Source organism: Undibacterium cyanobacteriorum, from assembly GCF_031326225.1.
GTDB classification, from domain to species: domain Bacteria; phylum Pseudomonadota; class Gammaproteobacteria; order Burkholderiales; family Burkholderiaceae_D; genus Undibacterium; species Undibacterium cyanobacteriorum.
Window position 1 is genome coordinate 1775828 of the sequence record NZ_CP133720.1, and the last position, 24884, is coordinate 1800711.

At 48.3% G+C, this 24884-nt stretch carries 23 protein-coding genes and 1 tRNA gene; 10 read left to right on the forward strand and 14 right to left on the reverse strand.

From position 1 onward, the window contains the following. The 4 genes from RF679_RS07320 to RF679_RS07335 form a co-directional block, all read right to left on the reverse strand. Complete coding sequence (locus RF679_RS07320; protein WP_309483564.1) at positions 1-1287, reverse strand: cysteine desulfurase-like protein; 1287 nt, start codon at positions 1285-1287, stop codon at positions 1-3. Positions 1288-1449: 162 nt separating this feature from the next. Continuing rightward, a complete protein-coding gene (locus RF679_RS07325) occupies positions 1450-2622 on the reverse strand; it encodes an NnrS family protein (protein WP_309483565.1) in 1173 nt (390 codons plus the stop codon). Positions 2623-2945: 323 nt separating this feature from the next. Next, on the reverse strand, positions 2946-3290 hold the full coding sequence (locus tag RF679_RS07330) for a carboxymuconolactone decarboxylase family protein (RefSeq protein ID WP_309483566.1): 345 nt from the start codon (positions 3288-3290) through the stop codon (positions 2946-2948). A 114-nt stretch (positions 3291-3404) separates the two neighbouring features. Further along, the gene (locus RF679_RS07335; protein ID WP_309483981.1) at positions 3405-3593 is read right to left on the reverse strand and encodes a YgaP family membrane protein; all 189 of its coding nucleotides are present in this window, start codon (positions 3591-3593) and stop codon (positions 3405-3407) included. Positions 3594-4180: 587 nt separating this feature from the next. Here RF679_RS07335 and RF679_RS07340 point away from each other — a divergent pair. The 4 genes from RF679_RS07340 (at position 4181) to RF679_RS07355 (ending at position 7907) form a co-directional block, all read left to right on the forward strand. Continuing rightward, positions 4181-4495 carry a rhodanese-like domain-containing protein gene (locus RF679_RS07340; RefSeq protein WP_309483567.1) on the forward strand — a complete coding sequence of 105 codons (315 nt, stop codon included), beginning with the start codon at positions 4181-4183 and terminating at the stop codon, positions 4493-4495. Positions 4496-4611: 116 nt separating this feature from the next. Then, positions 4612-4995 (forward strand): rhodanese-like domain-containing protein, encoded by a 384-nt coding sequence (locus RF679_RS07345; protein ID WP_309483568.1) that lies wholly within the window; start codon positions 4612-4614, stop codon positions 4993-4995. A gap of 137 nt (positions 4996-5132) precedes the next feature. Beyond that, the gene (locus tag RF679_RS07350) at positions 5133-7472 is read left to right on the forward strand and encodes a methyl-accepting chemotaxis protein (protein ID WP_309483569.1); all 2340 of its coding nucleotides are present in this window, start codon (positions 5133-5135) and stop codon (positions 7470-7472) included. Positions 7473-7760: 288 nt separating this feature from the next. Further along, the gene (locus RF679_RS07355) at positions 7761-7907 is read left to right on the forward strand and encodes a DUF3149 domain-containing protein (RefSeq protein ID WP_309483570.1); all 147 of its coding nucleotides are present in this window, start codon (positions 7761-7763) and stop codon (positions 7905-7907) included. A gap of 130 nt (positions 7908-8037) precedes the next feature. Here RF679_RS07355 and ubiT read toward each other — a convergent pair whose 3' ends face one another. The 3 genes from ubiT to ubiU form a co-directional block, all read right to left on the reverse strand. After that, positions 8038-8484 carry a ubiquinone anaerobic biosynthesis accessory factor UbiT gene (gene ubiT, locus RF679_RS07360; RefSeq protein ID WP_309483571.1) on the reverse strand — a complete coding sequence of 149 codons (447 nt, stop codon included), beginning with the start codon at positions 8482-8484 and terminating at the stop codon, positions 8038-8040. Between the two features lie 70 nt (positions 8485-8554). Further along, a complete protein-coding gene (locus RF679_RS07365; protein WP_309483572.1) occupies positions 8555-9481 on the reverse strand; it encodes a U32 family peptidase in 927 nt (308 codons plus the stop codon). A gap of 51 nt (positions 9482-9532) precedes the next feature. After that, a complete protein-coding gene (gene ubiU / locus RF679_RS07370; RefSeq protein ID WP_309483573.1) occupies positions 9533-10555 on the reverse strand; it encodes a ubiquinone anaerobic biosynthesis protein UbiU in 1023 nt (340 codons plus the stop codon). Positions 10556-10834: 279 nt separating this feature from the next. Between ubiU and RF679_RS07375 the strand changes: the two genes are divergently transcribed. Next, complete coding sequence (locus RF679_RS07375) at positions 10835-12211, forward strand: hypothetical protein (protein WP_309483574.1); 1377 nt, start codon at positions 10835-10837, stop codon at positions 12209-12211. A 121-nt stretch (positions 12212-12332) separates the two neighbouring features. Here RF679_RS07375 and RF679_RS07380 read toward each other — a convergent pair whose 3' ends face one another. Further along, entirely contained in the window at positions 12333-12932 is a 600-nt protein-coding gene (locus RF679_RS07380) for a hypothetical protein (protein ID WP_309483575.1), read from the reverse strand. A 566-nt stretch (positions 12933-13498) separates the two neighbouring features. Between RF679_RS07380 and RF679_RS07385 the strand changes: the two genes are divergently transcribed. The 3 genes from RF679_RS07385 (at position 13499) to RF679_RS07395 (ending at position 16013) form a co-directional block, all read left to right on the forward strand. After that, positions 13499-14395, forward strand: a complete 897-nt coding sequence (locus RF679_RS07385; protein ID WP_309483982.1) for an MBL fold metallo-hydrolase — start codon at positions 13499-13501, stop codon at positions 14393-14395. Between the two features lie 123 nt (positions 14396-14518). After that, positions 14519-15082, forward strand: a complete 564-nt coding sequence (locus RF679_RS07390) for a GNAT family N-acetyltransferase (protein WP_309483576.1) — start codon at positions 14519-14521, stop codon at positions 15080-15082. A 67-nt stretch (positions 15083-15149) separates the two neighbouring features. Continuing rightward, on the forward strand, positions 15150-16013 hold the full coding sequence (locus tag RF679_RS07395) for an SIR2 family NAD-dependent protein deacylase (RefSeq protein ID WP_309483577.1): 864 nt from the start codon (positions 15150-15152) through the stop codon (positions 16011-16013). Between the two features lie 54 nt (positions 16014-16067). Here RF679_RS07395 and RF679_RS07400 read toward each other — a convergent pair whose 3' ends face one another. From RF679_RS07400 to RF679_RS07420, 5 genes are all read right to left on the reverse strand, one after another. After that, positions 16068-16727: a sensor histidine kinase gene (locus RF679_RS07400; RefSeq protein WP_309483578.1), complete on the reverse strand. Its 660-nt coding sequence runs from the start codon at positions 16725-16727 to the stop codon at positions 16068-16070. Positions 16728-16745: 18 nt separating this feature from the next. Further along, positions 16746-18395 (reverse strand): response regulator, encoded by a 1650-nt coding sequence (locus RF679_RS07405; protein ID WP_309483579.1) that lies wholly within the window; start codon positions 18393-18395, stop codon positions 16746-16748. A 345-nt stretch (positions 18396-18740) separates the two neighbouring features. After that, positions 18741-18825 (reverse strand) — tRNA-Leu (locus RF679_RS07410). A 570-nt stretch (positions 18826-19395) separates the two neighbouring features. After that, positions 19396-21213 carry an ArnT family glycosyltransferase gene (locus tag RF679_RS07415; RefSeq protein WP_309483580.1) on the reverse strand — a complete coding sequence of 606 codons (1818 nt, stop codon included), beginning with the start codon at positions 21211-21213 and terminating at the stop codon, positions 19396-19398. A gap of 223 nt (positions 21214-21436) precedes the next feature. Further along, positions 21437-21706, reverse strand: coding sequence for a type B 50S ribosomal protein L31 (locus RF679_RS07420; protein WP_309483581.1), 270 nt, complete (start codon positions 21704-21706; stop codon positions 21437-21439). A gap of 264 nt (positions 21707-21970) precedes the next feature. Here RF679_RS07420 and RF679_RS07425 point away from each other — a divergent pair, with 264 nt between their 5' ends. Then, complete coding sequence (locus RF679_RS07425) at positions 21971-22603, forward strand: trimeric intracellular cation channel family protein (RefSeq protein WP_309483582.1); 633 nt, start codon at positions 21971-21973, stop codon at positions 22601-22603. A gap of 17 nt (positions 22604-22620) precedes the next feature. Here RF679_RS07425 and RF679_RS07430 read toward each other — a convergent pair whose 3' ends face one another. Continuing rightward, positions 22621-23253 carry a TetR family transcriptional regulator gene (locus tag RF679_RS07430; RefSeq protein ID WP_309483583.1) on the reverse strand — a complete coding sequence of 211 codons (633 nt, stop codon included), beginning with the start codon at positions 23251-23253 and terminating at the stop codon, positions 22621-22623. Between the two features lie 282 nt (positions 23254-23535). On the opposite strand from RF679_RS07430, the gene RF679_RS07435 reads away from it, so the two are divergent. Continuing rightward, positions 23536-24855 carry an efflux RND transporter periplasmic adaptor subunit gene (locus tag RF679_RS07435; RefSeq protein WP_309483584.1) on the forward strand — a complete coding sequence of 440 codons (1320 nt, stop codon included), beginning with the start codon at positions 23536-23538 and terminating at the stop codon, positions 24853-24855. The last annotated feature ends 29 nt before the right edge of the window (positions 24856-24884 follow it).

A 24884-nucleotide genomic window follows, 5' to 3' on the forward strand; every position in this document is an offset into this window, starting at 1 on the left:
TTACAAAACCTCGTCTAAATGTCGAATCAAGCGGGCAATCTCTTGCTCGGTGTTGTAATGGGCAATCGATACCCGCACTACGCCGCCGTGTTTTTCCAAATCCAAAGTACTGATCAGATGTTTTGCATAAAAATCGCCATAGCGGATGCCGATGCCATATTGATCGATGTGACGCACGATCTCCGGTGACGCTAGCTCTTGGTGCACAAAGCTGATGGTCGGAACCCGCTGAATCAAGTTTGTCAAGTTTGAATCATTCGCCATGTTGCCGTCTGTGAGTATCTGCTTTCCTTGCGTCACAGTATTAAGGCCGATAATGCTAACTTTCTCTTTCGAACGTAGATAGCTGAGCAACTGTTCTGCCAATGCATTTTCGTGATCTTCAAACTTCTTGAAGACGGCTTGCATACGTTGTCGCGGAGTGCCATCGTATTGAAAAAAGTCTGCAACAGCGAGCAGATAATCTCGAATGCCGGCGCAGCCATACGATAACTCAAAATTCACATTACCCGGTTGTAGTTTGTAAGGCAATTCGTCCGCTGGTATGAAAAAGTGATTTAAGTTTGCGAGTGAGTTCAGTAATTCCAGATGCCCCCACATCAATGCATAATGCGGCCCAAATACTTTGTAAAAACTGAAGACGTAAATATCGGCGCCACTCGCTTGTACATCCACTAAACGGTGCGGCGCATAGGCAACGCCATCGACACACACTCTGCCGCCGACCGCATGCACACGCTGTGCAACTTCAGCGACAGGATTGATCGTCCCCAAAATATTCGAAGCATGGGTCATCGCAAGCCATTTGGTGCGCGGGCTCAATAGGGGCTCGAGTTGCTCGAGTTCGAGCAACATCGTTTGGCGATTGACTTCCCAGATTTTGATCACCGCACCAACTTCTTCCAGACGTTTCCAAGCACCGATGTTGGCTTCGTGGTCCGTGTTGGTGAGAATGATTTCGTCGCCGGGCCGAATACTAGGACGTAGCGCTTGAATCAAGAGGAACATCAAACCGGTGGTCGAGCCACCCATGACGATTTCGCGGTCGTCCTTGGCATTCACCAAATCAGCGATGGCGCGGCGTGCGGCTAACACGCGATCTTGTGCTTGTACCGAAGTGCGATAGCTGGCGCCCAGCTGCACGCTGGTGCTGAGAAGATACTGATGAATACGGTCGGCCACGACTTGGGCGACTTGTGAGCCACCTGCGTTGTCGAGGTACACACAGGATGCGTTATGCAGAGCAGGGAATTGACTGCGGATAAAACTGATTTCAGAGTCTTTCATAGCGGCTAAGTAGATGCACGAGTGTTTGAGGTCGGCGTGACAGCGATGACCGCCTACCTCAAAAATCAAATGTGTACTACCTTACCACGAAACCTCTTGGCGTGATCGTTCGCGCTATTTCTGTCAGTCTGGTTTCTTCTATTGGGCGGCGGTCAGCGCTGATTAACCTGGTGCGCCATCGACACGAGGCCGCAAGTAGATCGGCAACATCAAAGCGCCCCAAGCGATAAACACCGCTGCCCATAATCCCGCAGAAACTTTGATTAAACTATCGGTGGCCTGGAAACTCGCAAAGACACGCAGGACAGCTGCTAAATGCAATGCAAGATACAAGGACCACAAACCATTGCCTGCATGGAGTGGGCGGCCGCTATGACCGAAGCTGACCCGGCTCACAAACGCGACTAACATGGTACTCATGAAGCCCAAAGCTAAAGCGTGGGTGGTGGCCGAACCCGTGGTGACGCCAAGCGCCGAGATCGCATGCAGGGCGAAAACGACACTAAGCCATGCGAAGGATAAGTGCAGCATGGCTAATAGTCGATTCTCAAAACTACGAAACAGTCCCCAACGCCAAGAAGTGTTGGCGAAACTGAAGCTCAAGAGCGTGGCAACGATCACTTGGATGCCTTGCGCCGCGCTACTTGCATCGCTTCCATTCGTGCCGAAAATACCCGCGAACGCCAAAGTCCAACTGCCAATCAACCAAGTCGCCAACAAACTATAAGGACGCCATGTGACATAGTTCTGCAACACATTGGCGGTGAAGAAGGGCAGCATGCGATGACACACAGTGAGAAAGATGGGTAAGAGGAAGGCGAAGAAACTCAATTGTCGTGCAGCTTGCCAAGCAAGCTCAGAACCAGCCGCCCATAGCAAGGCGCACAGCATAGAAAGTATGCCACCCAGCATGGCGACTAATAATGCAATCGCGTGTTTTTTATCCTCACTTTTGCTTTCGATAATCAAGCGCGCCCAACGCAGTGTGACCGCGACCCACGCGGATAGCATCAAGGCAAAGCCAGATAGACGTAAAGGTTTGAGACCAAAAGTGGAGGCGAATAACACCAAAACGATACCTACGAAATAGGTCGCGCCATGCAAGATAAAATGATGGGTAGATGCCTTGACGTTGAGCCAGCGCGGTCCAGCAGTAAAGGTGAAACCGAGTATGAATAAAGGGAAGACGCCGAGTGGCATCAAAATGCCGTGTAAAGGCACCGGTAATTGATTCGCGAATTGGAGATTGATCCACCACCACGCCAGTAAGGAAAGGAGTGCGACGAGTCCCAAGAAGAAATAGAGACGGTGAGGGGCTTGGCTGAGTTGTTTCATGGCGAATAATGATCGGAGATAAGACATCGGCGAATAAGCATCGTCGACCGACCTAAAGTAGCTCTACCGGAATAGCGAATTGCGAAGATAGAAAAGCTTAGCCTTAGTCGAATCGATGTCCAGAAAGTGAATCGATAGTGCCCGCGATGCTAGCAAATTTGTGCGCTGCACACCTTGATCAAGAACAAGTTCTCGCTCCAGATTTCGTGTGCTGGCCTGTGACTTGTTGAATCAATACGGCTGACAGGGCGTCATGTGAATGGCGCTTCAGTAAAGGCTTGTTTTGTTGAGAAGCGGAAAATGAAATGCTGAAGATGAAATCCTTAGCTCGCGCTCATTTCATCGAAGGCTCTCAAGGCGTCAGCCGCGTACATTAAGGAAGGGCCGCCACCCATATACACCGTCATGCCCAGAGTTTCTTCGAGCTCGGCACGTGTAACGCCGAGTTTGATCAGCGCTTGCACATGGAAGCCGATGCAGCCATCACAATGCGCGGCGATGCCGAGTGCCAATGCCAGCAGTTCTTTGGTCTTTTTGTCGAGTGCGCCATCTTTGCTCGCTGCTTGTGCCAGCATAGAAAAGCCTTTCATCACATCAGGAATATCGCTGCGCAAATGGGACAGTGATTGTGAGAGTGACTTGGTGATTTCGACGTAAGACTTGCTCATAAAGTGCTTTCAAAGGTGAGTACTTAGACTGCAGGCCAAAGGGAAATGCTAGGGCTTGCGATTCAATTGAAGCGCGGATCAACAAGCCACTGCGAATTTTGGCGTCAGTCTAATTCAGTCAAGTTTGCAGGTTTTGATGCCGAGCAAAGTATAAGCAGGGCAGAAGCGGAAAATACCTGTGAGCAGCGGTACCACGCCGATCCAACCAAACTGATTGAGCCAACCAGCGAGGGTCGCGCCGATTAAAGCCAGGCCAACAACAATACGTAAAACGCGATCTAGACCACCGACATTCATTTTCAACATGATGAGCTCCTAGTGTTAAATGTTGGAAATTCAGTAGGAACGTCGAATTCGAAATGGAGCGAAACGAGTTGAGATTGGGATCATTTCGAGAGGACGCATGATTCAGTACTGAATTCTAAACTGCTTTATTTGCGTTTTTATGCAAATAAGCAATTGAACTGAATTATAAAGCTGTTTGTAGTTCAAAGCGGTAGTAATTCTTTGATCCAGATCAGGTGAACTAACTAAACCTTGCTGGTCATTTATTCTCCTAGATCACTTACATGGCTGAGGTAAGAATTGGATTAAATGTGGATGCTATAGAACTGTTCAGAGTTCAGCCACTAATTTCATGTTCACAGTCAATCTTTTGAAAAACAATGTTAAATCGTTTTATAAATAAATTTTGTATTTGCGTAATTGCGCAAATAAGGATATTATGATTGTTGAGGTTTTTGTGAATAGGCGTGGGAATGAATGAAAAGTCATGGTTCAAGACTTGGCATAGTTTGATGCAATATTTGTTAGGTCTGTACAGGTTACTGATGGGGCCACTATTTTTCCCTGAAACAGGTTTGAGTTAAGCTTTAGTGAGAGGAAATATTATGCAATTTAGTTCTAATTCGTATCAGAGCCGTACTGGCGAATCGGATGTGCCTTTATTGGTGGATGTACGTTCCGAACTTGAATATGCTGGTGGACATATTCAAGGCGCGCTCAGCTGGCCATTACATGAATTAAGGCAGTATGCTGTCGCCAGTAAGATAGCAAAAGAAACGAAAGTTCTTGTGTATTGTTTGTCCGGTGCTCGCTCAAGCGCGGCTTGCCGAGAATTGGCCAGCATGGGATACCTCAATGTGACAAACGGTGGAGGCATATCACAGCTCGCGCTTCAATGTGGATTGCCCATCATGAAATAAGACTGTGATTGCAATTTACTTCGTTGCAGTTTTTGGTGCTGGTCAATACCTCTCGGTATTGAATGTTCTTTGAAAACTGTGTGAGTTAGGGTGAAAGTAAGCGAAAGGATTTGAATATGATGATGAGTGCACATGACCTGGTGGTGCGGGCTAGGGATTCAGTTACCGAATTTGATGTAGGCGACGCTCCTCGAGTTCTACAGGCAGCAGATGTCATTATCGATGTTAGAGAGGCAGATGAATATCAATCTGGGCATCTGCCAAGGGCGATAAATATACCGCGAGGTGTTCTCGAATTCAAATTGAGTAGTGCTGATACCTTGAGTTCACGAGACCTTCAGATCGTGTTGTATTGTAAATCAAGTGGTCGTGCCACCCTCGCAGCGCAGAGTTTACAGCAGATGGGCTACCGCAACGTGCACTCACTCGCAGGCGGGTTCGATGCTTATTGTGCTGCTGGCATGCCGGTGATTAAACCGATTGAACCAGCGTTCGATTAAAAATGAGCCATGCGAGCGTAAGATAATAATTGTATGTTGTTCTCAGTCAATATTTTTAATGCATACGAAGGTAAAATCTTGGTGAAACGAAGTCCTTTGTTTCTGCAATTCGAGGATGAGAGAAAGTAGAGCGAGAAATGAAAAAACTTATTTATATCTTCACGCATGCACGTTTTTGGTCGCCAGCTTCAGCTTTGATGCGACAACTTAAATTCCCGATGAAGATGAGTTTGATTTCGCTCGCCTTTTTGTTGCCACTATTATGGATGTTTGGGACGATAGTTATTAAGGCAGAAGAGGAAATGCAGTTCGTCGAGAAGGAGCGAATAGGTGTGCAATATGCTGCTGCTGTATTTCACGGTATGGAGCAGGCGGCGAAATGGCGATATGAGTTGCGAGGTGGAAGTTCACCCGATGGGGCGATTCATATCGAACAACTGAACAATGCAAAGCAGCAATTTTCTGATGCTCTCAAGGCCGTGGAAGGCTTGGATGCTCGTTTTGCCAAACAGCTTGGTACATCGGCACTAATTGAAAAAGTGAAAGAGCATAATGAGCTGGCTCAGAGTTCTAATGGTAATGACGGTCAGGTTATTAAGGTGCATCTTGATTTATTTCAATCGCTGGTGCAATTATTGGATCATACGGCGGATAGTTCAGGCTTGGCCCTAGATCCTGATCTGAAATCATATTATCTGATGAGTGCTGCTTTGATGAGAGGCCCACAAATCATTCAGAATACGACCGAGTTACGTAGCTTGGGGCGTAATGCAATCACTAGTGGTCAAGTTTCGGCGCAAAATCGAGAGCAAATTCAGGCTCGTCTTGCTGTGCTTGAGCATGAATTAGCATTGGTCCAGAGGGATCTCAGTAAAGTTCAGCAGGACGCTCCCGATTTTTATGCGCTTATGATGACCCAAGCTCCGGAAGCGACTTCGCTCTTTATGCAGAGAATTAGGCGGGACTTCTCTGTCGGTCAAAACGAAGTAAGTCTTGATCTAAGTCAGTTTTTGTCTTCTGCTAACCAGACGATAGAGACACAGTTTGCGCAAGTCCAGAAGAACCTTAGCGTATTGGATCTTATGTTGAGCGCAAGACGAACAAGTATTCTGCGGCATCTGTGGATCAACCTCGCAATTTCGATCATGGGAGTGCTGATTGCATCGTACTTATTCATGGGCCTCTATCGTTCGATGATTGGTGGCTTCAAGAAACTTCGTCGTCAATTGATTAGTATTTCAATGGGAGATTTAAGGAGCGATATTCAGGGACTTGGTAAAGATGAGATGGCAGGCTTAATGAAAGAGCTTGCCCACATGCAGAGCGCTTTACGGGACACGGTATTTCAAGTGAAGCAAGCAAGTGATCATGTCGTTCAATCGAGTATGGAAATTGCGAGTGGAACACAAGATTTGTCTGCGCGTACGGAATCAGCCGCAAGCGCACTTGAGGAATCATCGGCTGCACTCGAACAAACAAGTTCTACCGTCAAAATGACGGCGGAGTCGGTGCGCCAAGCTTCTTTAATTGCCGTGGAAAACGCACAAACGGCATCGAAGGGTGGTGCTGTCATGGCCAATGTGGTGAGTACGATGGAAGAGATTCAGGATTCTTCTCGTAAGATTAGCGACATCATTAGCGTGATCGATGGCATCGCTTTTCAAACCAATATTTTGGCATTGAACGCGGCGGTGGAGGCGGCCAGAGCGGGCGAACAGGGGCGCGGTTTTGCCGTGGTCGCATCGGAAGTACGTGCCTTGGCAGGCCGCAGTGCCAATGCTGCGAAGGAAATTAAAGACTTGATTACCAATAGCAGTCAACAAATCACGACCGGAACGACGATTGTAAAAGACGCAGGCGCAGCGATGGTCGCGATTGTTGAAAATGCGGACCGTATCAAACATCTGTTAGATGAAGTCGCTAGCGGTGCACGTGAACAAAGTATTGGTGTCTCGCAGATAGGCGAGGCTGTGAGCGAACTCGATCGAAATACACAAGCGAATGCGAGTTTGGTAGAGGAGACGGCGGAAGCGGCTCGTTCACAACGTGATGTGGCGGTGCGTTTAGCCGCACAAGTCGATGAATTCCGTTTGCCAGGACAAACAGTGGCTGAAAAAGTCGAAGGGATCGATGTCGACGGTATCATCGATGGACATCGTCAGTGGAAAGTTAAATTGCGTGATGCGATCGAAAGCGGTGAGCATGTCGATGTGGAAGCTTTATCTCGCGATGATTGCTGCGCACTTGGAAAATGGATCTATGGCGATGGACAACGCTTAGGTAGTCGTCTCAGTTTTACTGAACTGGTTGAGAAACATGCGCGCTTTCATCGCGTTGCGGGACAAGTAGGGGAATTGATTAATCAAGGTCAGTATGAACGCGCGGAAGATGCACTCGCTCCCGGCACCGCATTCTCAGTGGCGACGAGCGACGTTGTAGTGATCTTGAGTGGAGTCAAACGACTCGGATTTCAATAAATTTTTCGGCGATGTCGTAATCGGCTATGTCGTAATCTGCTATGTCCTAATCTGCTATTGCGGATGAAGGACAAGCGCTGCAGATGTAATTGAAGTCAGTGCAGATCCAGTATTGATTCGGTATTGTTTCTGTACCATCGACGGACGGTGTACATCTGTTTGACACATATCAAGTTCGTTCTAGCACTTTTTCCTATAGTGGTTCTTGATGCAGGATCTACGACTCACCACTCAGGTGGTCAGTAGAACTGCATAAAGAGGTGATCCCATTCTACTAAGGAGAAATCGATGAAATTGTTGTCTGGTTTGCTGTCGACCGATTACGGTCTAATGAGTCTCGCGGTCATTCTTTTTGTGATCGGCATGGCAGTATTCTTTATCCGCTATTTTTTGCGCAATCTCGAAGAAGAAGCAAAGCGCGATCAACAACAGTAATTTTTCAAATTAAAAATCCCATCACCTGTACCGAGCTGATGGGATTTTTTCTTTTGGTGATTGCGCAATACGTCGCTTGCGGTAGTGGCGACCGTTGTAAGAACTTGAGAAGCTGAAGGGAAACTGGTCGCTAGATTTTTTCTGCGATTTTTTGCAACCACAGCGGCCTCTCGTTGGCATCGATCCAATACTTGACTGCGATCCCAAGTTCCGTATCACCTTCCATTCTGAGTTGACGGCGAAAGAAAAGGCTGTCGGCATCCTCAGCGCCCGAGGCGAGTTTCAAAAAACTCATAGCACTGGCATATAAATGAAGATCTGCTGATGCTGCCGAGGATTGTTTGAAGTGTCCTTGATCACATGCGAAATGAAGATCAAGTCCGAGATCGGTAATATGCAAAGCGAACTGTTTTCCGTATAGAACTTCTGGGGCTTCCAAGAAGCCCTTTTTCCTGGCGATATCGAGTGCAATCAAGAAGGGCGTATGGCTGAGGCGACGTGGGAATTTTTGACCAATGTCCGCAAAGAAGGAGGGGAATAGAAAGTCGCCGAGTTTAGCGCTTGTGCTGGGATTCATAGTGTTGTGTGCTTTTGTCAGGATTTTTTGTTTGACTTCTATTTATTCTTGTTTCGCTCTTCGTTAGCGCTTACATTGAAATGGCGTGAATGGGGATGGCGTCCCAGCGCATGCCGGCTTTGCCTAACCAGTAGCCATTGCTACGCTCAGCGTTCGGTGGCAGATATGCTTCATTGACCTGGGCACGTTGCTGATGGCGGCGCGCTTCATCAAAGGCATGGACGACCTCAGCCATACCTTGTGATTGCGGTTGCAAACGGACGTAGTCGATACCCATATCCAGCATGTCGGGCAGATATTCACCTAAATCGAGACAATGAGCACTTTGAGTTTGGATACCATTGATGGTGAGAAAGTCGCTGTGCTCGCGGGTTTTGAGCGCCAGCCCATCCGGATATTGTTCGCAACTGAACTCGCAGCAATCCTTGCGCAGGCGATGACGTCGAGCCGTGAAGCAGCGTGATGAATAGGCGAGCGCCATCCGCCCCCACACCTGCACTTCGGTTTGCATCGCTTCGGGTTTTTGTGCTTGCAAGACTTGGAGTTCTTCGCGCGGCAATTCGACGGGAGGAATGTAGCGACACGCACCAAGGCTTTGAAGCCAAGTCAAGGTACCCTCGTGATAGATATTCAGATGCGGCCCAGCGACAAATGTTTGGCCTAGCCCATGAATGGTGCGAACGGCACTGAAATCATTAGCCTCCACTTTAAATCCATTTTCGTAAGCAGCATCGATGAGTTTGTGCATATGGCGTCGATCAACCTCGCTATCGATCAAGGTTAAAGTTGATAGCACCACTTCTTTGCCCGCCAGCTGACATTCTTTGGCCAGGCTAATCCAATCGGCAAGACGCAATTGGTGTCGACGCGAACAGACGACTTCGCCGAAATAAATAGTATCGATAGGCCACTCCATCGCGTCTGCATAAAACTGCAGGCTTGTATCACGGGACCAGTAGTAGGCGAGTGGTGCTAGGGCGATGCTGAGTGATTTCATAATCTTTCCTAGGGGCTTATTTTTGTTCGAATAGTGGTGCGAGATTGGGCCTTATTTCCAGGGACGCTCAAATGCACCTTGTGTTACTTGAGCTCCCTCCGCATGGCGGGCGAGTGCCGCTTGCCAATCGGGGCGGGCGGAGTAACGAACAGGGTCGCGTTGTGCAGCGTCGAGGGCGTTACGTAAGGTTGCGACCACTTGGCCAACATAGTTAGGGCTGCGTTGGCGTCCTTCCACTTTGAGCGCTCGCACACCCATGCTGAGTAGTTGCGGCAGCAGGCCAAGTGCATTCAAACTGGTGGGTTCTTCAAGTGCATAGTCGATCTCGCCATCAACCTCAAAGCGACCTTTGCACAAGGTTGGATATGCCGCAGCTTCGTTTGGCGCATACTGGTCGATGAGATTGCCACTTAAACGTGCAGAAAGCACCTGATCTTTTTCTTCCCAGCTGACGGCATGCGCCGGTGAACAGACGCCGCGATTATTCGGGGAGTCGCCTGTGACATAGCTGGATAAGAGGCATCGGCCTTCGACCATCACACATAAACTGCCGAAACCAAAGACTTCGATTTCGACGCTAGTTTGGCGAATGATCTTTTCGATTTCTGCCAGTGTGAGTACGCGAGGTAACACGGCTCGGCGGATGCCGAATTGTTCGCGCATCAATTCGATTGCGTCAACGGTGGTGGCGGAATTTTGCACGGAGAGGTGCAAGCGTAGTTCTGGGTAGCGATCGCGTGCGTATGCCATCAAGCCAGGGTCCGCCAAAATCACTGCATCGGCACCAAATAAGACGGCGGTATCGACAGCGGTGCGCCATTCCTGGGCTGAACTAGCTTGGGGATAGGTATTGATCGCAAACAAAACCTGTTTGCCATGCTGGTGAGCATAGTCAACACCGACGCGAATATCTGTTTCGCTAAAGTTGAGCCCGCCGAAATTGCGCGCATTGGTGGCATTGCGTAGGCCGAGATATACGGCATCCGCGCCCTGTTTGATGGCGGTCTTCAGCGCCAATAAACTGCCAGCCGGGGCCACGAGGTCCATGGTTTTCATGGTCGAGATGGTAATCATCAATGGCGCTATCGTCTTTGTCCCAGGTCAATGAATTCGCCTTGACTTTTCTTGCGCTCGTGCTGGTCTGATGCTTGCCTGCCAGAACTCCGTTTGCATTTCTTAATTTGCTTTTTTTAAATGGGGCGGCGCTATCGAGATGATAGTGAGCGTATTTGTTGGTCTTCCAAATGGTGCTTGATCCGTTGTATCGAACCCACCATCTTGCTATCGAAGCACTAAGTGGCTGTCTAATTTCGGCTATGATCGGTCGTATTCCATCTCGAAACGGAGTGCACTATGAAGAAGCGACAAGTTAATGCAGTAACAGCGGCACTGTGCGCAATGGGCCTGGTCGGCTTTGCTTCACATGCGCAGGCTCAATCCTCCTCGAAATCAAAGAACACGAATAAACCAGCAGCCACAAAAGTCGAGGCTAGCCCTGCACCGATAGTGCAAGTCGTCAAACCACCGATTGCTTATGCTTACATCGATGCTGCCACCAGCAGTAGCGATATGCCTGGCATGAATATGATGGGCGCGGCAATGCAGGGCGGCCAAGAAGGTGGCGGATTATTTGGTGCATTGAAAGGCATGGTGAAAGGTTCTGTCACTCCGAATGATCGCGGGAATTACTTTGGAAGTACACGCGCGATGGGATTTGGTATGGGAAAACTCTTAGATGTTTCGGTACATACATCGCTCAATCCCTCTCTCAGTAGTGCAAACCAAAATCTGCCTCCAGCGATGCTTCTTGGTGAAAGTTGGACGCTGACCGCGCCAGAACCGGAAAAAAGTAAGCCAGTGGTACGTGAGATTGACGAAACGCCCTATGAACCAAAGTATGAGAAGCCGAAAGGGAAGATGTCTTTATACTGGGGATGCGGCGAGACGGTTCGCCCAGGACAGCCACGGGTACTCGATATGGCCACTGCGAGTATCGAAGACTATGCGAAATTTTTCGTGATGCGCGGTAAGACAAGTAAAGGCGCGCGATCAGAGCCAGGACATCCGGCTTGGCCCAATAAGCAAGATGATAGAAAAGTCCCGGACGCCGCTTCACTCGTCGGTACGCATCGATTTGTAGGAAACGGCATTCCCGAATCATTTAAGTTTGAATTGGGACCAAACCATGACCTCATGCCCGCCATTGAATTGATGCAGACTAAGCACGATGGTGGCGTCACGCTTGAATGGAAACAGCTCGCTCAAGCGCGCGGTTACTTCATCGCTGTGATGGGCGGGATGGAAGGCAAGGAACGTGGTGCCGATGATGGTTCAGAAGTCGTGATCTGGACCTCGAGCGAGTTGCCCGATTTTGGTTTTGGGCTGATCGACTATCAAAGCAATAAAGACATCGACAATTGGGTGAACGAGAAAGTCATCTTGCCACCAAGCACAAGTAAGTGCGAAGTACCAAAGGGAATTTTTGGCGATAAAGGCAACGGCATGTTACGCATGATCGCCTATGGTTCTGAACATTACATGGCGTATCCACCACGACCCAGTGATCCGAAAATTGCTTGGGAACCGGATTGGCAACTTAAGTTACGTAATAAGGCGACCTTCACTTCCATGCTAGGTGGCATGGGCGATGTGGGCAATAAACAGAAGCCACAAAAGGAAGAAAAGAAAACCAAGCCCTCAGACTTATTGAAGAGCTTATTTGGTAATTAATCGTTTGCGATATCTGGCACAGCCGATGTCGCATAGCACGGGTGTCAGCGGGCTGTACGTCAAGGTATGGCTCGCTCAGATTGACGTATGCGACTATCTAGGCGTTCAGGCGTTCAGGCGTTCAGGCACTCGTACTGAATATGCTACCCAGTGAGGTACTTCCTTGTACATTCACCGCGACGAGTTTCAGAAAAGATTGCAAGTTTTGTGAACTCGGCTCGCCGCCACTTTTGCTAATCAAGGTATTAAAGCTTTCCTGCAAAGTACCCAATCCTGCGGCTGCACTGGCGTTGTTACCACTATCGAGCTGGGTGATTAATTTTTGTATTGAAAACTGTAGCTGAATGCTGGTGCTATTGGGATCGAGTTTAATTGGTGTGTTTGTGTTTGTGCTGGCACCATCATTCCCTTGATTGAGGCCCGGAAGCTGCGACAAGATGTTGCTGGTAAAATTGTTGTTTGCGTCTTGCCCTTCGTCGCTATTGAAAAAAGCCGAGATATCACGTCCCGCATTGAGTTGTACTAAGGCTTGCTGAATCGCGCTATTGAGCTTGTTGCCGCTGCCTGTTGCGGCGGGATTTTGAATCGTGTTGTTACTGACGTTGTTGTCAATACTTGAAAGTTTCGCGACAGTCGAGGACGCTGCCGTGCTTTCGGTCGATTTTGTACTATAGAGCTTGTCAAAAGCGTTCAAATTCGAGTTGATGGATGGAAGCGTCATGGCAAATTCTCACACGAAAATATGGGGGGCGGATAGCTCACAGTTGCAAATTAAGGTCGCAACTGAACGTCGCAATTGAGTGCGCTAAAAAGCTTAATAAGCATCTACGGCGGATCTTCTATCCAATATGGTTGAAATTTCAAATAAATGAAATGTTTTTCTGTTCACATCTCCGATATGGTGGTGCCGACCAGTGACATTTTCTTGTCGTGGCAGCAAAAAAAATAAAATAAAGTCATAATGCGTGATCCATGAGTACAGCAAAGAAGTCCATGCTTGCTGTTTAATGATGGAAAGTTGCTTTAAGCCTCGCATCATGTACGTTTTTTAACGACACTAAGTAGATGTCGAGGCAAACTCGTTCATATTATTTGTAGAATGGAAGCGTATTTTTTGTCGCTCGATTGAGCAACCACTGTCTATCAACATCGATCACATTTAAGGGAAATAAAAAGATGAAATCTAATGTTTTTTCGTTGACGCGTTTTGCTCAGCATAGTGTGAAATCAATTGCAGCCCCCTTAACGGCTATCGCCTTGGGTGTTGTTAGTCTCGGCGTGAGTGGTATGGCAGAGGCAGGCGCACCGATGAGCAAGGCCGTGGCGCCTGGTTACTATCGTGTGATGTTGGGTGATTTCGAAATCACTGCGATCTCGGATGGTACAGTGGCCTTGCCAGTTGATAAATTACTGACCAATACGACCCCTGAAAAAACTTTGAAGACTTTAGCAAAGAATCATTTGAGTTCACCTTTGCAAACGTCCGTAAATGCTTATTTGATTAATACTGGCAGCAAGTTGGTCTTGATTGATACGGGTGCGGGTGCTTTGTTTGGTCCAACTTTAGGACGTTTCCAGGCTAGTTTGAAGGCAGCGGGATTTACAGCAGATCAAGTCGACGAAATTTACATTACGCATATGCATGGCGATCACGTCGGTGGTTTGATGGTGGGTGATCAAATGGCCTTTCCAAATGCGACCATTCGTGCTGATCAACATGATGCAGATCATTGGTTGAGCCAAGCCAATATGGACAAGGCACCAGCAGATGCTAAAGGTGGCTTTCAAGGTGCGATGGCGTCGCTGAATGCTTATGTGAAAGCTGGTAAATTTAAGACTTTTGATGGTGATACAGAATTGGTGCCAGGTGTACGTGCGATCGCTGCGCGTGGACATACGCCAGGCCATTCGACCTACATGGCCGAAAGCAAAGGACAGAAAATGATTTTCTGGGGCGATCTGATGCACGTGGCCGCGGTGCAATTTGAAAACCCTGATATCACGATTGGTTTCGACAGCGATAGCAAGGCCGCTAAAGCGCAGCGTAAGAAGGCATACGCTGAGGCCGCCAAAGAAGGCTATTTGATCGGTTCTACACATCTATCCTTCCCTGGCATTGGACGGATCCGCGCCGAGGGCAAATCCTACGTTTGGATGCCTATCAATTATGTTCCTGTGCATTAGTGTGTTTTGATAATGGGGAGGGGGAAGCTTGCCCTCTCCAATCTTGAAAGCGATTGAATAATTTTGTGATCGAGCGAACCGGCTAAAGGGGCGGTCGCTTTATTAAATGCCATCAATGCCACCATGGTAGAGCAATCATTGCAATTAGAACAGAACGAAGCCTCGCAAGTCAGTACGACGAGGCAGCCACAGTACCAACTACGTCCGATTAAGGAACAAGACAACGCTGCCATTGCAGCCATCATTCGCGCAGTATTTGTTGAACTGGATGCGCCAAGAGAAGGTTCCGCATACTCTGATCCTTCGCTTGATGGTTTGTATCAGCACTATCAAGCTGATCCTCGTGCTGCGTATTTTGTCGTTGAAATAGATGGTAAGGTCATTGCTGGCTGCGGCTTAGGTCCTCTGCCAGGCGAGCCTTCACATGTTTGTGAACTTCAAAAAATGTACATGACGCCGGAATGTCGTGGTCTCGGGATTGGGCAGCGCCTCGTGCAAGCTTGTTTGGATCAGGCTAAGGAGTTTGCTTACACTCAATGCTATCTCGAAACGCTTCCGAATATGACAGCGGCGCAAGCACTATATCTAAAATTCGGATTCCGCTATTTGGAGCGCCCGCTCGGCAACACGGGTCATAGTAATTGTCCGGTATGGATGTTGTTAGACCTTGAAGCACCGATCAAATAGTGTTCTATACGGCTTGTTGATGGTACCGCATAAAGCGAGGTTTTGATTGAATAGATAGTGGTAGAAAATGACTATCCCTGCTGACGAAAATCAAATTCAACATCAACATCAAATTCAAGAAAATTTAGACGCCGCTGCTGAGTTAATTGCGGAGGCGGACGCTGTTCTAGTTTGCTCTGGCGCCGGTATCGGCATCGACTCTGGTCTGCCTGACTTTCGCGGTGATAATGGATTCTGGAACGCGTATCCCGCCTTGGGAACTCGTGGCATCTCTTTTGTTGAGATCGCCAATCCGCAAGCCTTCAGACAGCATCCGCGTTTAGCATGGGGCTTTTATGGGCATCGCCTACAGTTGTATCGTCAGGTTCAACCTCATCTCGGATTTTCCCATTTATTGCGTCTTGCGAAAGCCCTACCTTTAGGCATGCGACATTTTACGAGCAATGTTGACGGGCAGTTTCAAAAGGCCGGTTTTGCATCTGAACATGTGGTCGAGTGCCATGGTTCGATTCACTACCTACAATGCTCACGCCAATGTGGAAATCCGGCGTGGCCAGCAACGGGTTTCGAACCTGAGATTGATGAAGCACAATGCTTGCTGCTCTCAGAATTGCCAGTGTGCCCAGTGTGTGGTGGATTGGCCCGCCCCAATATTTTAATGTTTGGCGATTGGGATTTTGAAGGTGATCGTTATCAGCAGGCGCAAGATCGTCTTCTCACTTGGTTCGCACGCAGCCAGCGTGCCATCGTTATCGAAATTGGAGCCGGTACAGCGATTCCTAGTGCACGTCGCTTCGGCGCTGCACTAGATGTGCCGCTGATTCGGATTAATCCGGGAGAGCCGGGTGTCGCTCGTTCACGTGATGTGTCGATTGCGACTGGAGCGCAAAATGCTCTGACACGTCTTGTCGAACTATTGAAGATTACTTAAGCTTGAACCTGACGTGAATCTCATCGACATCTGATTGAGCGCGAGAAGAAAAACTTAAGGTAGATATAGTTGGAAGTGGGCACCGCTGCGATTTGATAAGTGTATCTCTCCGCGCAAGCCATTATTTTCGTGCATGGACAACACGCGATGTGCCAAACGCAAGCCGAGTCCGGTGCCATTGCGAGTGACGGGACTATAGGCATCACGTTCTTCAAGTACCGCCTGCGGATAGCCAGGGCCATCATCGTGCACAAAAAACTCTAGGCGATCGAGCTGGGCTTTGGCGCCGATTATGACTTGCGAGCGGGCGAAACGGATGGCATTTTGGAGCGCGTTCGCGAGTACCATTTCAATCAAATTACGATCGTAAAAAGCAATGCCTGGTGCACCATCCACTTCGATACTGAACTTCAAGCCGCTTTGTTGTCGCAGGCTGAGAGGAATGTTTTCGAGGAGATCGCACAACATTTCACTCGGATCATGGGCGTCAATTTGCAAGTGTAAGTGATGTGTCTCAGAACGATAAAAGCACAGCAGGCCAGTGAGTGCTTCACATGCATGGAGGGCGATCTTCATGCCATTTAAATCGCCACGTGCCGAGGCATCGTTGGCTAATTGATTGAGACTATTCTTCACGTCATGAATCGTCAGGGCAGCGAGGTCTGCGAACAGATCGGCTTCATTGTCATTCATAGTGATCGATGAATTTTCCATACGCAAGGTCTTAAACGCTTAAGTGACAGATTCTTGTTTATATTTTTGTTGAATCTTTAGCTGAAAGGCGGCAATTTCTGCAAGCTTGGGGTAGTGTGCATTTTGCGCAGTGACTGCTTCCTGGAACTGTTTGGCTTGCAAGGCTTTGGCCACATCATAGCCATTCATGAAAATATCCATCAAGATCGACAGCGAGGCATTGGAGACGACCTGCAAATTATTCGGTAAGCGAAGCGCAGCCTCGGTCAGCATCCGAGACGCTTCGGCATATTCGCCTGCCTTGGCCTTTTGCACGGCATTGTTGTTAAGGGCGATGACTTCTTTGACGGAACTTTCTATTAGTTCACGTGCAGCTTCGGCACCACCATGATCTTTAAACATGCTTGAAATTTGTGCCTGTAACTTATTCGAGTCTGGATTGTTTTGTACGATGGCTCGCAGCATGTGTTTCGCTTCTTCTTGCTTGCCATTGACCAAGCAGGCTTTGGCAATACTCAAGCGCGTACTTTCGGGCAGATTGGTTTCATCGTCGTCGAGTGCGATCGCCAATGCTTTTTGGGCTGCCTCGGAATTGCCAGCTTTGAGCTGAGTTACAGATTCAATGGCCGCGAATAACTTAACTTCGGCGTTTTCCTTAAAGCTCTCTTTCGCTTTTTTGATGACACCTACCGCGCGTTCTAATTCACCGGTTTCGTTTAATGCATTTGTCAATTTAACGAAATCTGCAGGGTCACGCAGTGGCGAGTTTTCGGTTTGTTTGACGACCACGCTGAGTGCTTTATCGACTCTTGCAAAGTCGCCAGTTTCTTCGGCGAGATGTGCGATGGAGCGTTGTCGAGCGAGAGAGTGGGGGGCAATCTTGCAGGCGTTGTCGAGAACACTAAGCGCTTTTTGCGCATCACCAGCTTCGGTGTGAATTTTTCCAAGCAAATCATAGGCCGCCAGAAGTTTGGGATTATCTTGGATGATCCCTTCGAGAATTTGCCCCGCATGGGATCCTTCACCTCGACTCTTTAATGCTCTTGCTAAACCCAATTTAGCCCATGGCATATCACGTAGCTTCAATGCATCTTGATAAAATTTGATGGCGTCATCGACGCGGTTTAAAGTCAATAGCGCATTTCCCTTGATGCGCATCGCATCCACCATGTATTTATCACGTACAGCAATAATGTCGTCACACGCTTTGATGATGGCTGGCCAGTCTCCCTTATCTTGCAAACGATCGATATTGGCGAGGCGCGCTTTGCGTTCGAGTAGGCGTTCCAGACGGATTTTTAAGGTTTCACCGGTGAACGGCTTAAGTAGATAGTCGTCGGGTAAACATTCCGCGGCGGTGATCACGCTATTAAAGCCGGTCTCAGCAGTGATCATGATGAAGAGGGTGGCGCGACTGATTTTATTTGTGCTTCTGAGATATTCGAGAAATTGTTGGCCATCCGTCGAACCACCAAGGTAGTAGTCGCAGAGGATGACATCATAAGTGCGTTGAGAGATAAAATTGAGAGCCTCTTTAACATTCGAGGCTAGGCTGACGTTGATGATGCCCAAGGCTTGCATTTGATTGCGCATCGTGGTGCGCATATCAGGCATATCGTCGATAACAAGAATTTTCCGATCGGTAAATGAGATCGGCGCTGCGTAAGAATTCATAAAGGGATTAGCCATAGTGATTCACAGTTCCTGTAAAAATCAACGACAAACCTAAACTTCAAAACGCGATTCCTATTCTTGTGACAGCCATGTAGGAATAGATGGGGCAACTACGGGGCAACTATCGGGTAAATAGCCTTGGTGGAAACTTTGCAGCGTATCTTTGGGGCGACTACACTTCGATAGATTGCGGTAAAGATCTGTGCAGACATGACAGAATCCATAGCTGAGTAAAATTTTACCCTATGGCAATAGTATCTATCAAAAGTAGGGGAATGACAAATGTCGAGAGGTGTTTTTCGAGAGAGTGGTGCTAGAAAGCAAAAAGCCTCTTGATTTCTCAAGAGGCTTAAATACTTTTGGTGCCGAGAGCCGGAATCGAACCGGCACGCCTTGCGGCGCTGGATTTTGAGTCCAGTGCGTCTACCAGTTCCGCCATCTCGGCAACGCACAAGAAGAATTATGACAGGGTGCGCCGATTTTTGCAAGCGGGTAGGCAAAAATACTGTTATATTTTATGGTTCCCTTATCTTCTGCTTAAATCTTAAGCAGAAACATCCCAGTCTATCAACAAGACCATGCCCGATAGGACGCGGGTCAATTCTCTGCATTACTTTGCTGACCTTTGGGCTAGGCTTTGTCCGCTTCTACATCTCATAAAAATCGAAATGTTGGATCTTGAAGTGCACTCAAAGAGCTGCTCGTGTTTCGCTTTTTGCTTGCGCTCTTTGTTTGTGCTCTAAGCATGGATAGGGATTCCTTCTCTGTTTCATTGTACCGTCCATTGTATTTTTTGCCCAAGCGCCGTCCCGTTCGTGATGAACGCTTTGATTGTCAATGTGAGAGCTAGGGGAAATTGTGGAAGCTGGCCAGGGCGCAAGCAATCAAGTTGCGCCCTGTACGAATGCGAGGGGTGCCTAGAAGGGCCGCCGCAAGATCAAGGAAGTGCTACCAATCAACGAGCGCTTTAGATATCGCGGATCGACGCTGAGGAGTCTAGATGATGTTCGAAAAATTAGTTTCGCGAAGCTTGATTACCATCCTCAGTGGTATCGAGTTCGCTTTTTTCACTGCCCGATACATTGGCTGATGTGTCCTTGCGCTGAGTCTTGGTTTGTTCGCGCTTTCTATACAAAGTGAAGAACTCATCGTTATCGGCGGCGCGTTGGCCTTCCCAAATCATTTCCCATTTGCCGGGGAAATCTGGATCGGTCATGACTTTCGATTTGGCGCGGCTGCGATTACCCTGTGTCAGGAGTAGATCACAATCTTGCTCATTGAAACCAGCAAAGTGCACTTGGCTGAAATAGGCGAACGATGCGCGTTGAGCGGGCCCCAACTTACTGTCGATGCAGCGATACGGCTTGGTAATTTTTCCTGCCATGTCTTTCGCAACGATGGAGTAGCTAACGCGATGATTGATCAAGGGGAGGCACAAACTCATGAGCAAGAACCAGCCGAGGATGACGCCGCCAGTCGAAAGAACGACAGCGCGCCATAGCACGGAGGGTTGGCGTGAGATGCGCCAATAGACGATACGAAACCAGACCGCACTGACGAGGAGGGCGATGATAAAAGTGACTGCATTGAACTCAGGCACGAAACCTGGAGCCCAACGCAAAACGCGCTCACTGAGTTTTACCGGCCATCCAATTTGCATCGCTACCCAAGCCAGCCAGAACAAGGCTGCGGCTCCCGTCATCACCATCACTGCAAACCAGTCGACTGCATTGATTGCCGAGCGTTTCATGGTCGGCAAACCAAAGGCCGCGAGAATTGCCAAGGGAGGCAGTAAAGGCAGGAGATAGCTTTCTTCGCGTGTTGGCTTCAACAATGCGAGAATGCTGAAGCAGATAGTGAGGCTCAACGCCAAGGAGATGTGTAAAGTCTTTTCTTGTTTGCGCCAAGCGTAAATAGCCCAAGCCGCAAAAGGCCATGCTGGCCAAGCGAACCAAATCCCATATTTGAAAAAGTGCGAAATGGTTTCAAACGTGGGCATGGCAAGTTGCTGTTTATTCCATTCCATCCAGGCGATATATGGCGTGCTTTGAAATGGCTGAATTTGGTAAAGCGCGAAAAGCCATACGCCGACGATGCCGATGGCAACTGGTGCACTCACAATCAACAATTGCAAGGCGCATTTGAGTTGGCGATACAGTCCTAGACTCACCAAGGTCAATAACATCGCAATCGGCGTGACCCAGCCGTGTGTGAGTGTGAGTAGGCCTAGTACCATGCCGAGTTTGAGCGCAGTCAACAGTTTTGGCACTTCAAAAAAACGTGCCGCTTGGTAGATCGCGTAGGCAATGAGGGCGACATACAGTGGCCCAGCGCTCGTCATGTGGCTAGGAATTAGTAAGCCTAAGCAGCCCAAATAAAAGAGTAATGCGCCATCGGCGAGTGTGCGTCCAAAATCTTTTGGCTCTGGTTGTCCGCCAAAGGGTAGCTTCAACGGTTGTGCTTCCGCGCGTCGGCCAAGAAGATAGGTGGCATACCATACGGAGATGGCGCCGAGCAGAAAGGCTAGGCCAGTGGAGATGCGAGCGGCCATCGGATCGCCGATCAGGCCACCGAAGAGCTTGATACATATCGCGCCTAACCAATAGGCCAAAGGACCTTCTTCGGGCATCGGTAGGCCTACGATATGGGGCCATAACCAATCATTCAAACTACCATGCGCCATCGTCCACATCACACCAAAGCTCGCGGCATCAGGGCCTTTCCAAGGATCGCGCCCAATCAGACCAGGCAAAATATAGAGAAGGCAAAGGGCGAAGATTGCCCAGCGGGGTAGGGCGATGGTGGCAGCGGCGGGGAGACGGACAGGCTTCATAGGCTCTTTTGATTTTGCTTGTGCAGTATGGATTAGCTTTCGTATCTTCTCATTGTTCTTGCTAAAGCCAAAGTGCATCCGTTTTTGTTAAAACTTGATGATACAAAAAAGGCAGCCGAAGCTGCCTTTTTTTTGCGTACTTTTGGGTACGATTTGTACTGCTGTTGCGTTTTTCTTTGACTTGGCCTGAATCATCAGAATCAAGTCTTTTAAGTCGAAACGATTATTGCGCAGAAACGGCTGTTTTAGAACCAACAGAACCGAACTTCTTACGGAATTTGTCAACGCGACCTGCAGTATCAACGATTTTGTGCTTACCAGTGTAGAAAGGATGGGATTCAGCAGAAACCTCAATCTTTACCAATGGCATAGTTTTACCATCAACTTCGATTGTATCTTTAGTTTGGATAGTAGAGCGTGTGATGAATTTGAAATCGTTAGAAACGTCGTGGAACATCACTTCGCGATAATTTGGGTGGATACCGTCTTTCATGCTTGCCTCAAAAAATGTTTGGTAGCCAATACGCACTTCGTCGGTCGCCTTGCTTCTTGACCCGATTGCCTATCACTTGCCAGGTTAATATGATTTGGTTGTTTTCAACCAAGCCCGCGATTATACAATAAAATTCTCGTTGTGCACGTTTTGCTTTGGAGTGAGATCGAACCTCAGTGGTGTCATCCCTCGTTTCGTTTTATGTACGGTTTGATGTTCTTTTTTTAATTTTGAGTTATTTGTTAAACCCTGTTGGAGCAAGAGATGTCTAGTCCCATTCACGTCAATATGAGTAGCGTGCTCCACGTCATTGAAGTGATTGGTGTGTTCGTCTTTGCAAGTTCTGGCTTGGTTGAGGCGAGACGCAAGAAGATGGATTTGGTTGGCGTCTTTACGGTGGCCTTTATCACGGCCTTTGGAGGCGGCACGGTGCGCGACATTTTGCTGGATCGACGTCCCTTGTTCTGGATTGAGAATTATGAATACCCAACGCTAATTTTTGTATTTTGCCTTTTGGTGTCGCCATTTTTTCGTCAGTTGCGCCAAGTGGTGACCGAAAAAGTCATCGTCTATGCGGACGCCTTAGGTTTGGGGCTTTTCAGTGTGGGTGGCACCTCGCTGGCCTATGAAATGCAGATGCCCTTGTTTGTGTGCGTCATGATGGGGGTAATCACAGGCATTTTTGGTGGAGTCTTGCGAGATATGATTTGTAATGAAATCCCGATGGTCTTCCGCCGCGGACAACTCTACGCTACCTGCGCCTTTCTAGGTTGTTGGGTCTATCTTGGTCTCGCACTGCTCAAGGTGGCAGAATTGCCAGCCTTACTGTGTGGAGTTGCGGTGACGCTGATACTTCGTTTGCTCGCGGTACGTTTCGACCTGAAGTTGCCTGGTTAAGCGAGCCAGCCCACTTGTTACTTGTGTAGGGGTGGTTTGGCGATGAGTCCGGCGAGCACGCAATCGATCATCGCTTCACCATAACTCGCGAGATCATAGGCTTTTGGATCAACCAACCACTCGTGTACGACGCCGATCAAGAAGCTATGCGTGATTTGAACGGCAATCCAAGTATCCGTTTCAGGCGGCAAGATATTGAGTTTAACTGCTTGATCAAACAAACTTTGCACTTGGCGCAAACATTCGCGTTTCCCGTCTCGCTCTTCAATAAAGCTTTCCATTTCTGCCGTCTTTTCACAACGATGGAAGATGATGTCAAACACGCGTGTCTGGCGGGAGTTACTGCTGGCTTGTTCGATAAAATGGACGTACAGTTTCTTGATGCTAGCGATGGGGTCTTCGACACTTGCGCTCGCGATTTCATTGAGTAAAATCTCCATCGGCATAAAGGCGCGATCGCATAGTGCGTGAAAGAGTTCTTTTTTATCTTTGAAATGCCAATAGATGGCGCCACGCGTCATGCCTGCGGCGCAAGCAACATCGTTTAGAGTCGTATTCGAGACACCTTTTTCACAAAATATGCGCTCTGCCGCGTCAAGAAGCGCATCATATGTTTGTTGTGTATCTTCTTTTGTTTTTCTCACCATCATTGCACCCATTGGCAACCTTTGTAATCGATTGATAGCTGAGCCTAAGAGGCCTTTGCTTAAGCGATTGCATTGCAATACATCCGTTTTTCTTTATTGTTTTATTGAAAATTTTTATCGCTGCGAGAAGTTCTTTGCTTGCGATCTTCTACTGATATTTTGTTTAACTTTAGGCGAGGATTAGTCGCATCGCCTTGATTTTACGTAATTTTCCATAAAAGATCTATACAAACATTCGTGTATGTATATAATGGCGACATGTAATTTTATTTTTGTGAGGAAACTATGGTGATCAGATCGCGTCAACAAGCTGTGGGAAAGTTTCTCCCTTTTAATGGTGTTCGATGGTCGAAGCTGGGGGCGCTAGGATTGGCTTCCTTATTGCCAATGGTCTTAATTGCTTGTGGCAAGCAAGGTGCTACTGGTGCTGGTGGTCCAGGTGCAATGCCTCCTCCGGAAGTCAGTGTGGTGACCGTGCAAGCCCATGATTTGCCGATTGATTATGAATACGTTGGGCAAACTGCCGGTATCCGAGAAACGGAAGTGAGAGCACGTATCTCTGGTATTTTGGAGCGCAGACTTTACGAAGAAGGTGCCAAAGTCAAAGCAGGTGAGGTCTTATTTCAAATTGATCCGGGTAGTTATCAGACGCAATTAGCTTCGGCGGAAGCTGCTGCTGCTGTGGCGGAAGCCAAACTGAATCAGGCTAAACGTGAGTATGCCCGTTTGGCACCTTTGGCGAATGAGAAAGCTATCAGTCAGCGTGAATTTGATGACGCTAAATCGAACTTGGAAATGGCTGAAGCGAGTTTGAAACAAGTACGCGCTCAGGTCAACGAAGCTAAGCTGAATTTGAGTTATACCAAAGTCGTCGCACCAATTTCGGGCGTGACGAGTATCGCTGCCAAGCCGAATGGTAGTTTGGTGACGCCGAGCGATAGTTTGTTGACGACCATCGTTCAAACCGACCCTATCTATGTCAATTTCAGTGTGACCGAAGCTGATTTCTTGAAAATGAATGCAGATGTTGCGAATGGTAAGCTGAAACTGCCTGGAAAACGTGGCAATAACGGCAGTCTGCCTTTCGAAGTGAAATTGAAACTGGCTGATGGTCGTTTTCATCCGGTACTCGGCAAGATGATTTTTACGAGCGAGAAGGTCAACACCAATACCGGTGGCTTTGAAGCGCGTGCAGAAATTCCGAATGCTGACGGTGCACTACGTCCAGGACAATTTGTTCGCGTCATCCTGCAGGGGGGAACTCGTAGTACTGCCATCGCGGTACCGCAACGCGCGGTGATCGATAGCCCGATGGGCAAGATGGTGTTTGGTGTGAGTCCAGACAATAAGCTAGTACCTCATCCAGTGGAACTTGATGGTTGGTCCCGTGGTGACTGGGTTGTAACCAAGGGCTTGCAATCGGGCGATCGCGTTTTGGTTGATGGTTTTATCAAAGCGCATGACCCAGGTATGACGGTGAAACCGGTTCCCTTGGGCTCTACGCCTCAGCCAGGTGCGGCCCCTAACGCTGCTGCAAGCGCATCCGCAAGTGCGGCAGCAGAAGCAAAACCTTCGAACAGTGCCGCTGCGAGTGCAGCGCACTAAATGGGATCGAGGTGTTCATCTCGTTTGAG

Coding starts and splice junctions, on each gene's coding strand:
- RF679_RS07320 (WP_309483564.1), bottom strand. CDS start 1,287: ATGAAAGACTCTGAAATCAGTTTTATCCGCAGTCAATTCCCTGCTCTG.
- RF679_RS07375 (WP_309483574.1), top strand. CDS start 10,835: ATGAAGAAGCGACAAGTTAATGCAGTAACAGCGGCACTGTGCGCAATG.
- ubiU (WP_309483573.1), bottom strand. CDS start 10,555: ATGATTACCATCTCGACCATGAAAACCATGGACCTCGTGGCCCCGGCT.
- ubiT (WP_309483571.1), bottom strand. CDS start 8,484: ATGAATCCCAGCACAAGCGCTAAACTCGGCGACTTTCTATTCCCCTCC.
- RF679_RS07380 (WP_309483575.1), bottom strand. CDS start 12,932: ATGACGCTTCCATCCATCAACTCGAATTTGAACGCTTTTGACAAGCTC.
- RF679_RS07330 (WP_309483566.1), bottom strand. CDS start 3,290: ATGAGCAAGTCTTACGTCGAAATCACCAAGTCACTCTCACAATCACTG.
- RF679_RS07365 (WP_309483572.1), bottom strand. CDS start 9,481: ATGAAATCACTCAGCATCGCCCTAGCACCACTCGCCTACTACTGGTCC.
- RF679_RS07405 (WP_309483579.1), bottom strand. CDS start 18,395: ATGGCTAATCCCTTTATGAATTCTTACGCAGCGCCGATCTCATTTACC.
- RF679_RS07325 (WP_309483565.1), bottom strand. CDS start 2,622: ATGAAACAACTCAGCCAAGCCCCTCACCGTCTCTATTTCTTCTTGGGA.
- RF679_RS07340 (WP_309483567.1), top strand. CDS start 4,181: ATGCAATTTAGTTCTAATTCGTATCAGAGCCGTACTGGCGAATCGGAT.
- RF679_RS07420 (WP_309483581.1), bottom strand. CDS start 21,706: ATGAAAGACGGTATCCACCCAAATTATCGCGAAGTGATGTTCCACGAC.
- RF679_RS07390 (WP_309483576.1), top strand. CDS start 14,519: ATGGTAGAGCAATCATTGCAATTAGAACAGAACGAAGCCTCGCAAGTC.
- RF679_RS07415 (WP_309483580.1), bottom strand. CDS start 21,213: ATGAAGCCTGTCCGTCTCCCCGCCGCTGCCACCATCGCCCTACCCCGC.
- RF679_RS07395 (WP_309483577.1), top strand. CDS start 15,150: ATGACTATCCCTGCTGACGAAAATCAAATTCAACATCAACATCAAATT.
- RF679_RS07355 (WP_309483570.1), top strand. CDS start 7,761: ATGAAATTGTTGTCTGGTTTGCTGTCGACCGATTACGGTCTAATGAGT.
- RF679_RS07400 (WP_309483578.1), bottom strand. CDS start 16,727: ATGGAAAATTCATCGATCACTATGAATGACAATGAAGCCGATCTGTTC.
- RF679_RS07435 (WP_309483584.1), top strand. CDS start 23,536: ATGGTGATCAGATCGCGTCAACAAGCTGTGGGAAAGTTTCTCCCTTTT.
- RF679_RS07345 (WP_309483568.1), top strand. CDS start 4,612: ATGATGATGAGTGCACATGACCTGGTGGTGCGGGCTAGGGATTCAGTT.
- RF679_RS07425 (WP_309483582.1), top strand. CDS start 21,971: ATGTCTAGTCCCATTCACGTCAATATGAGTAGCGTGCTCCACGTCATT.
- RF679_RS07350 (WP_309483569.1), top strand. CDS start 5,133: ATGAAAAAACTTATTTATATCTTCACGCATGCACGTTTTTGGTCGCCA.
- RF679_RS07430 (WP_309483583.1), bottom strand. CDS start 23,253: ATGATGGTGAGAAAAACAAAAGAAGATACACAACAAACATATGATGCG.
- RF679_RS07385 (WP_309483982.1), top strand. CDS start 13,499: ATGGCAGAGGCAGGCGCACCGATGAGCAAGGCCGTGGCGCCTGGTTAC.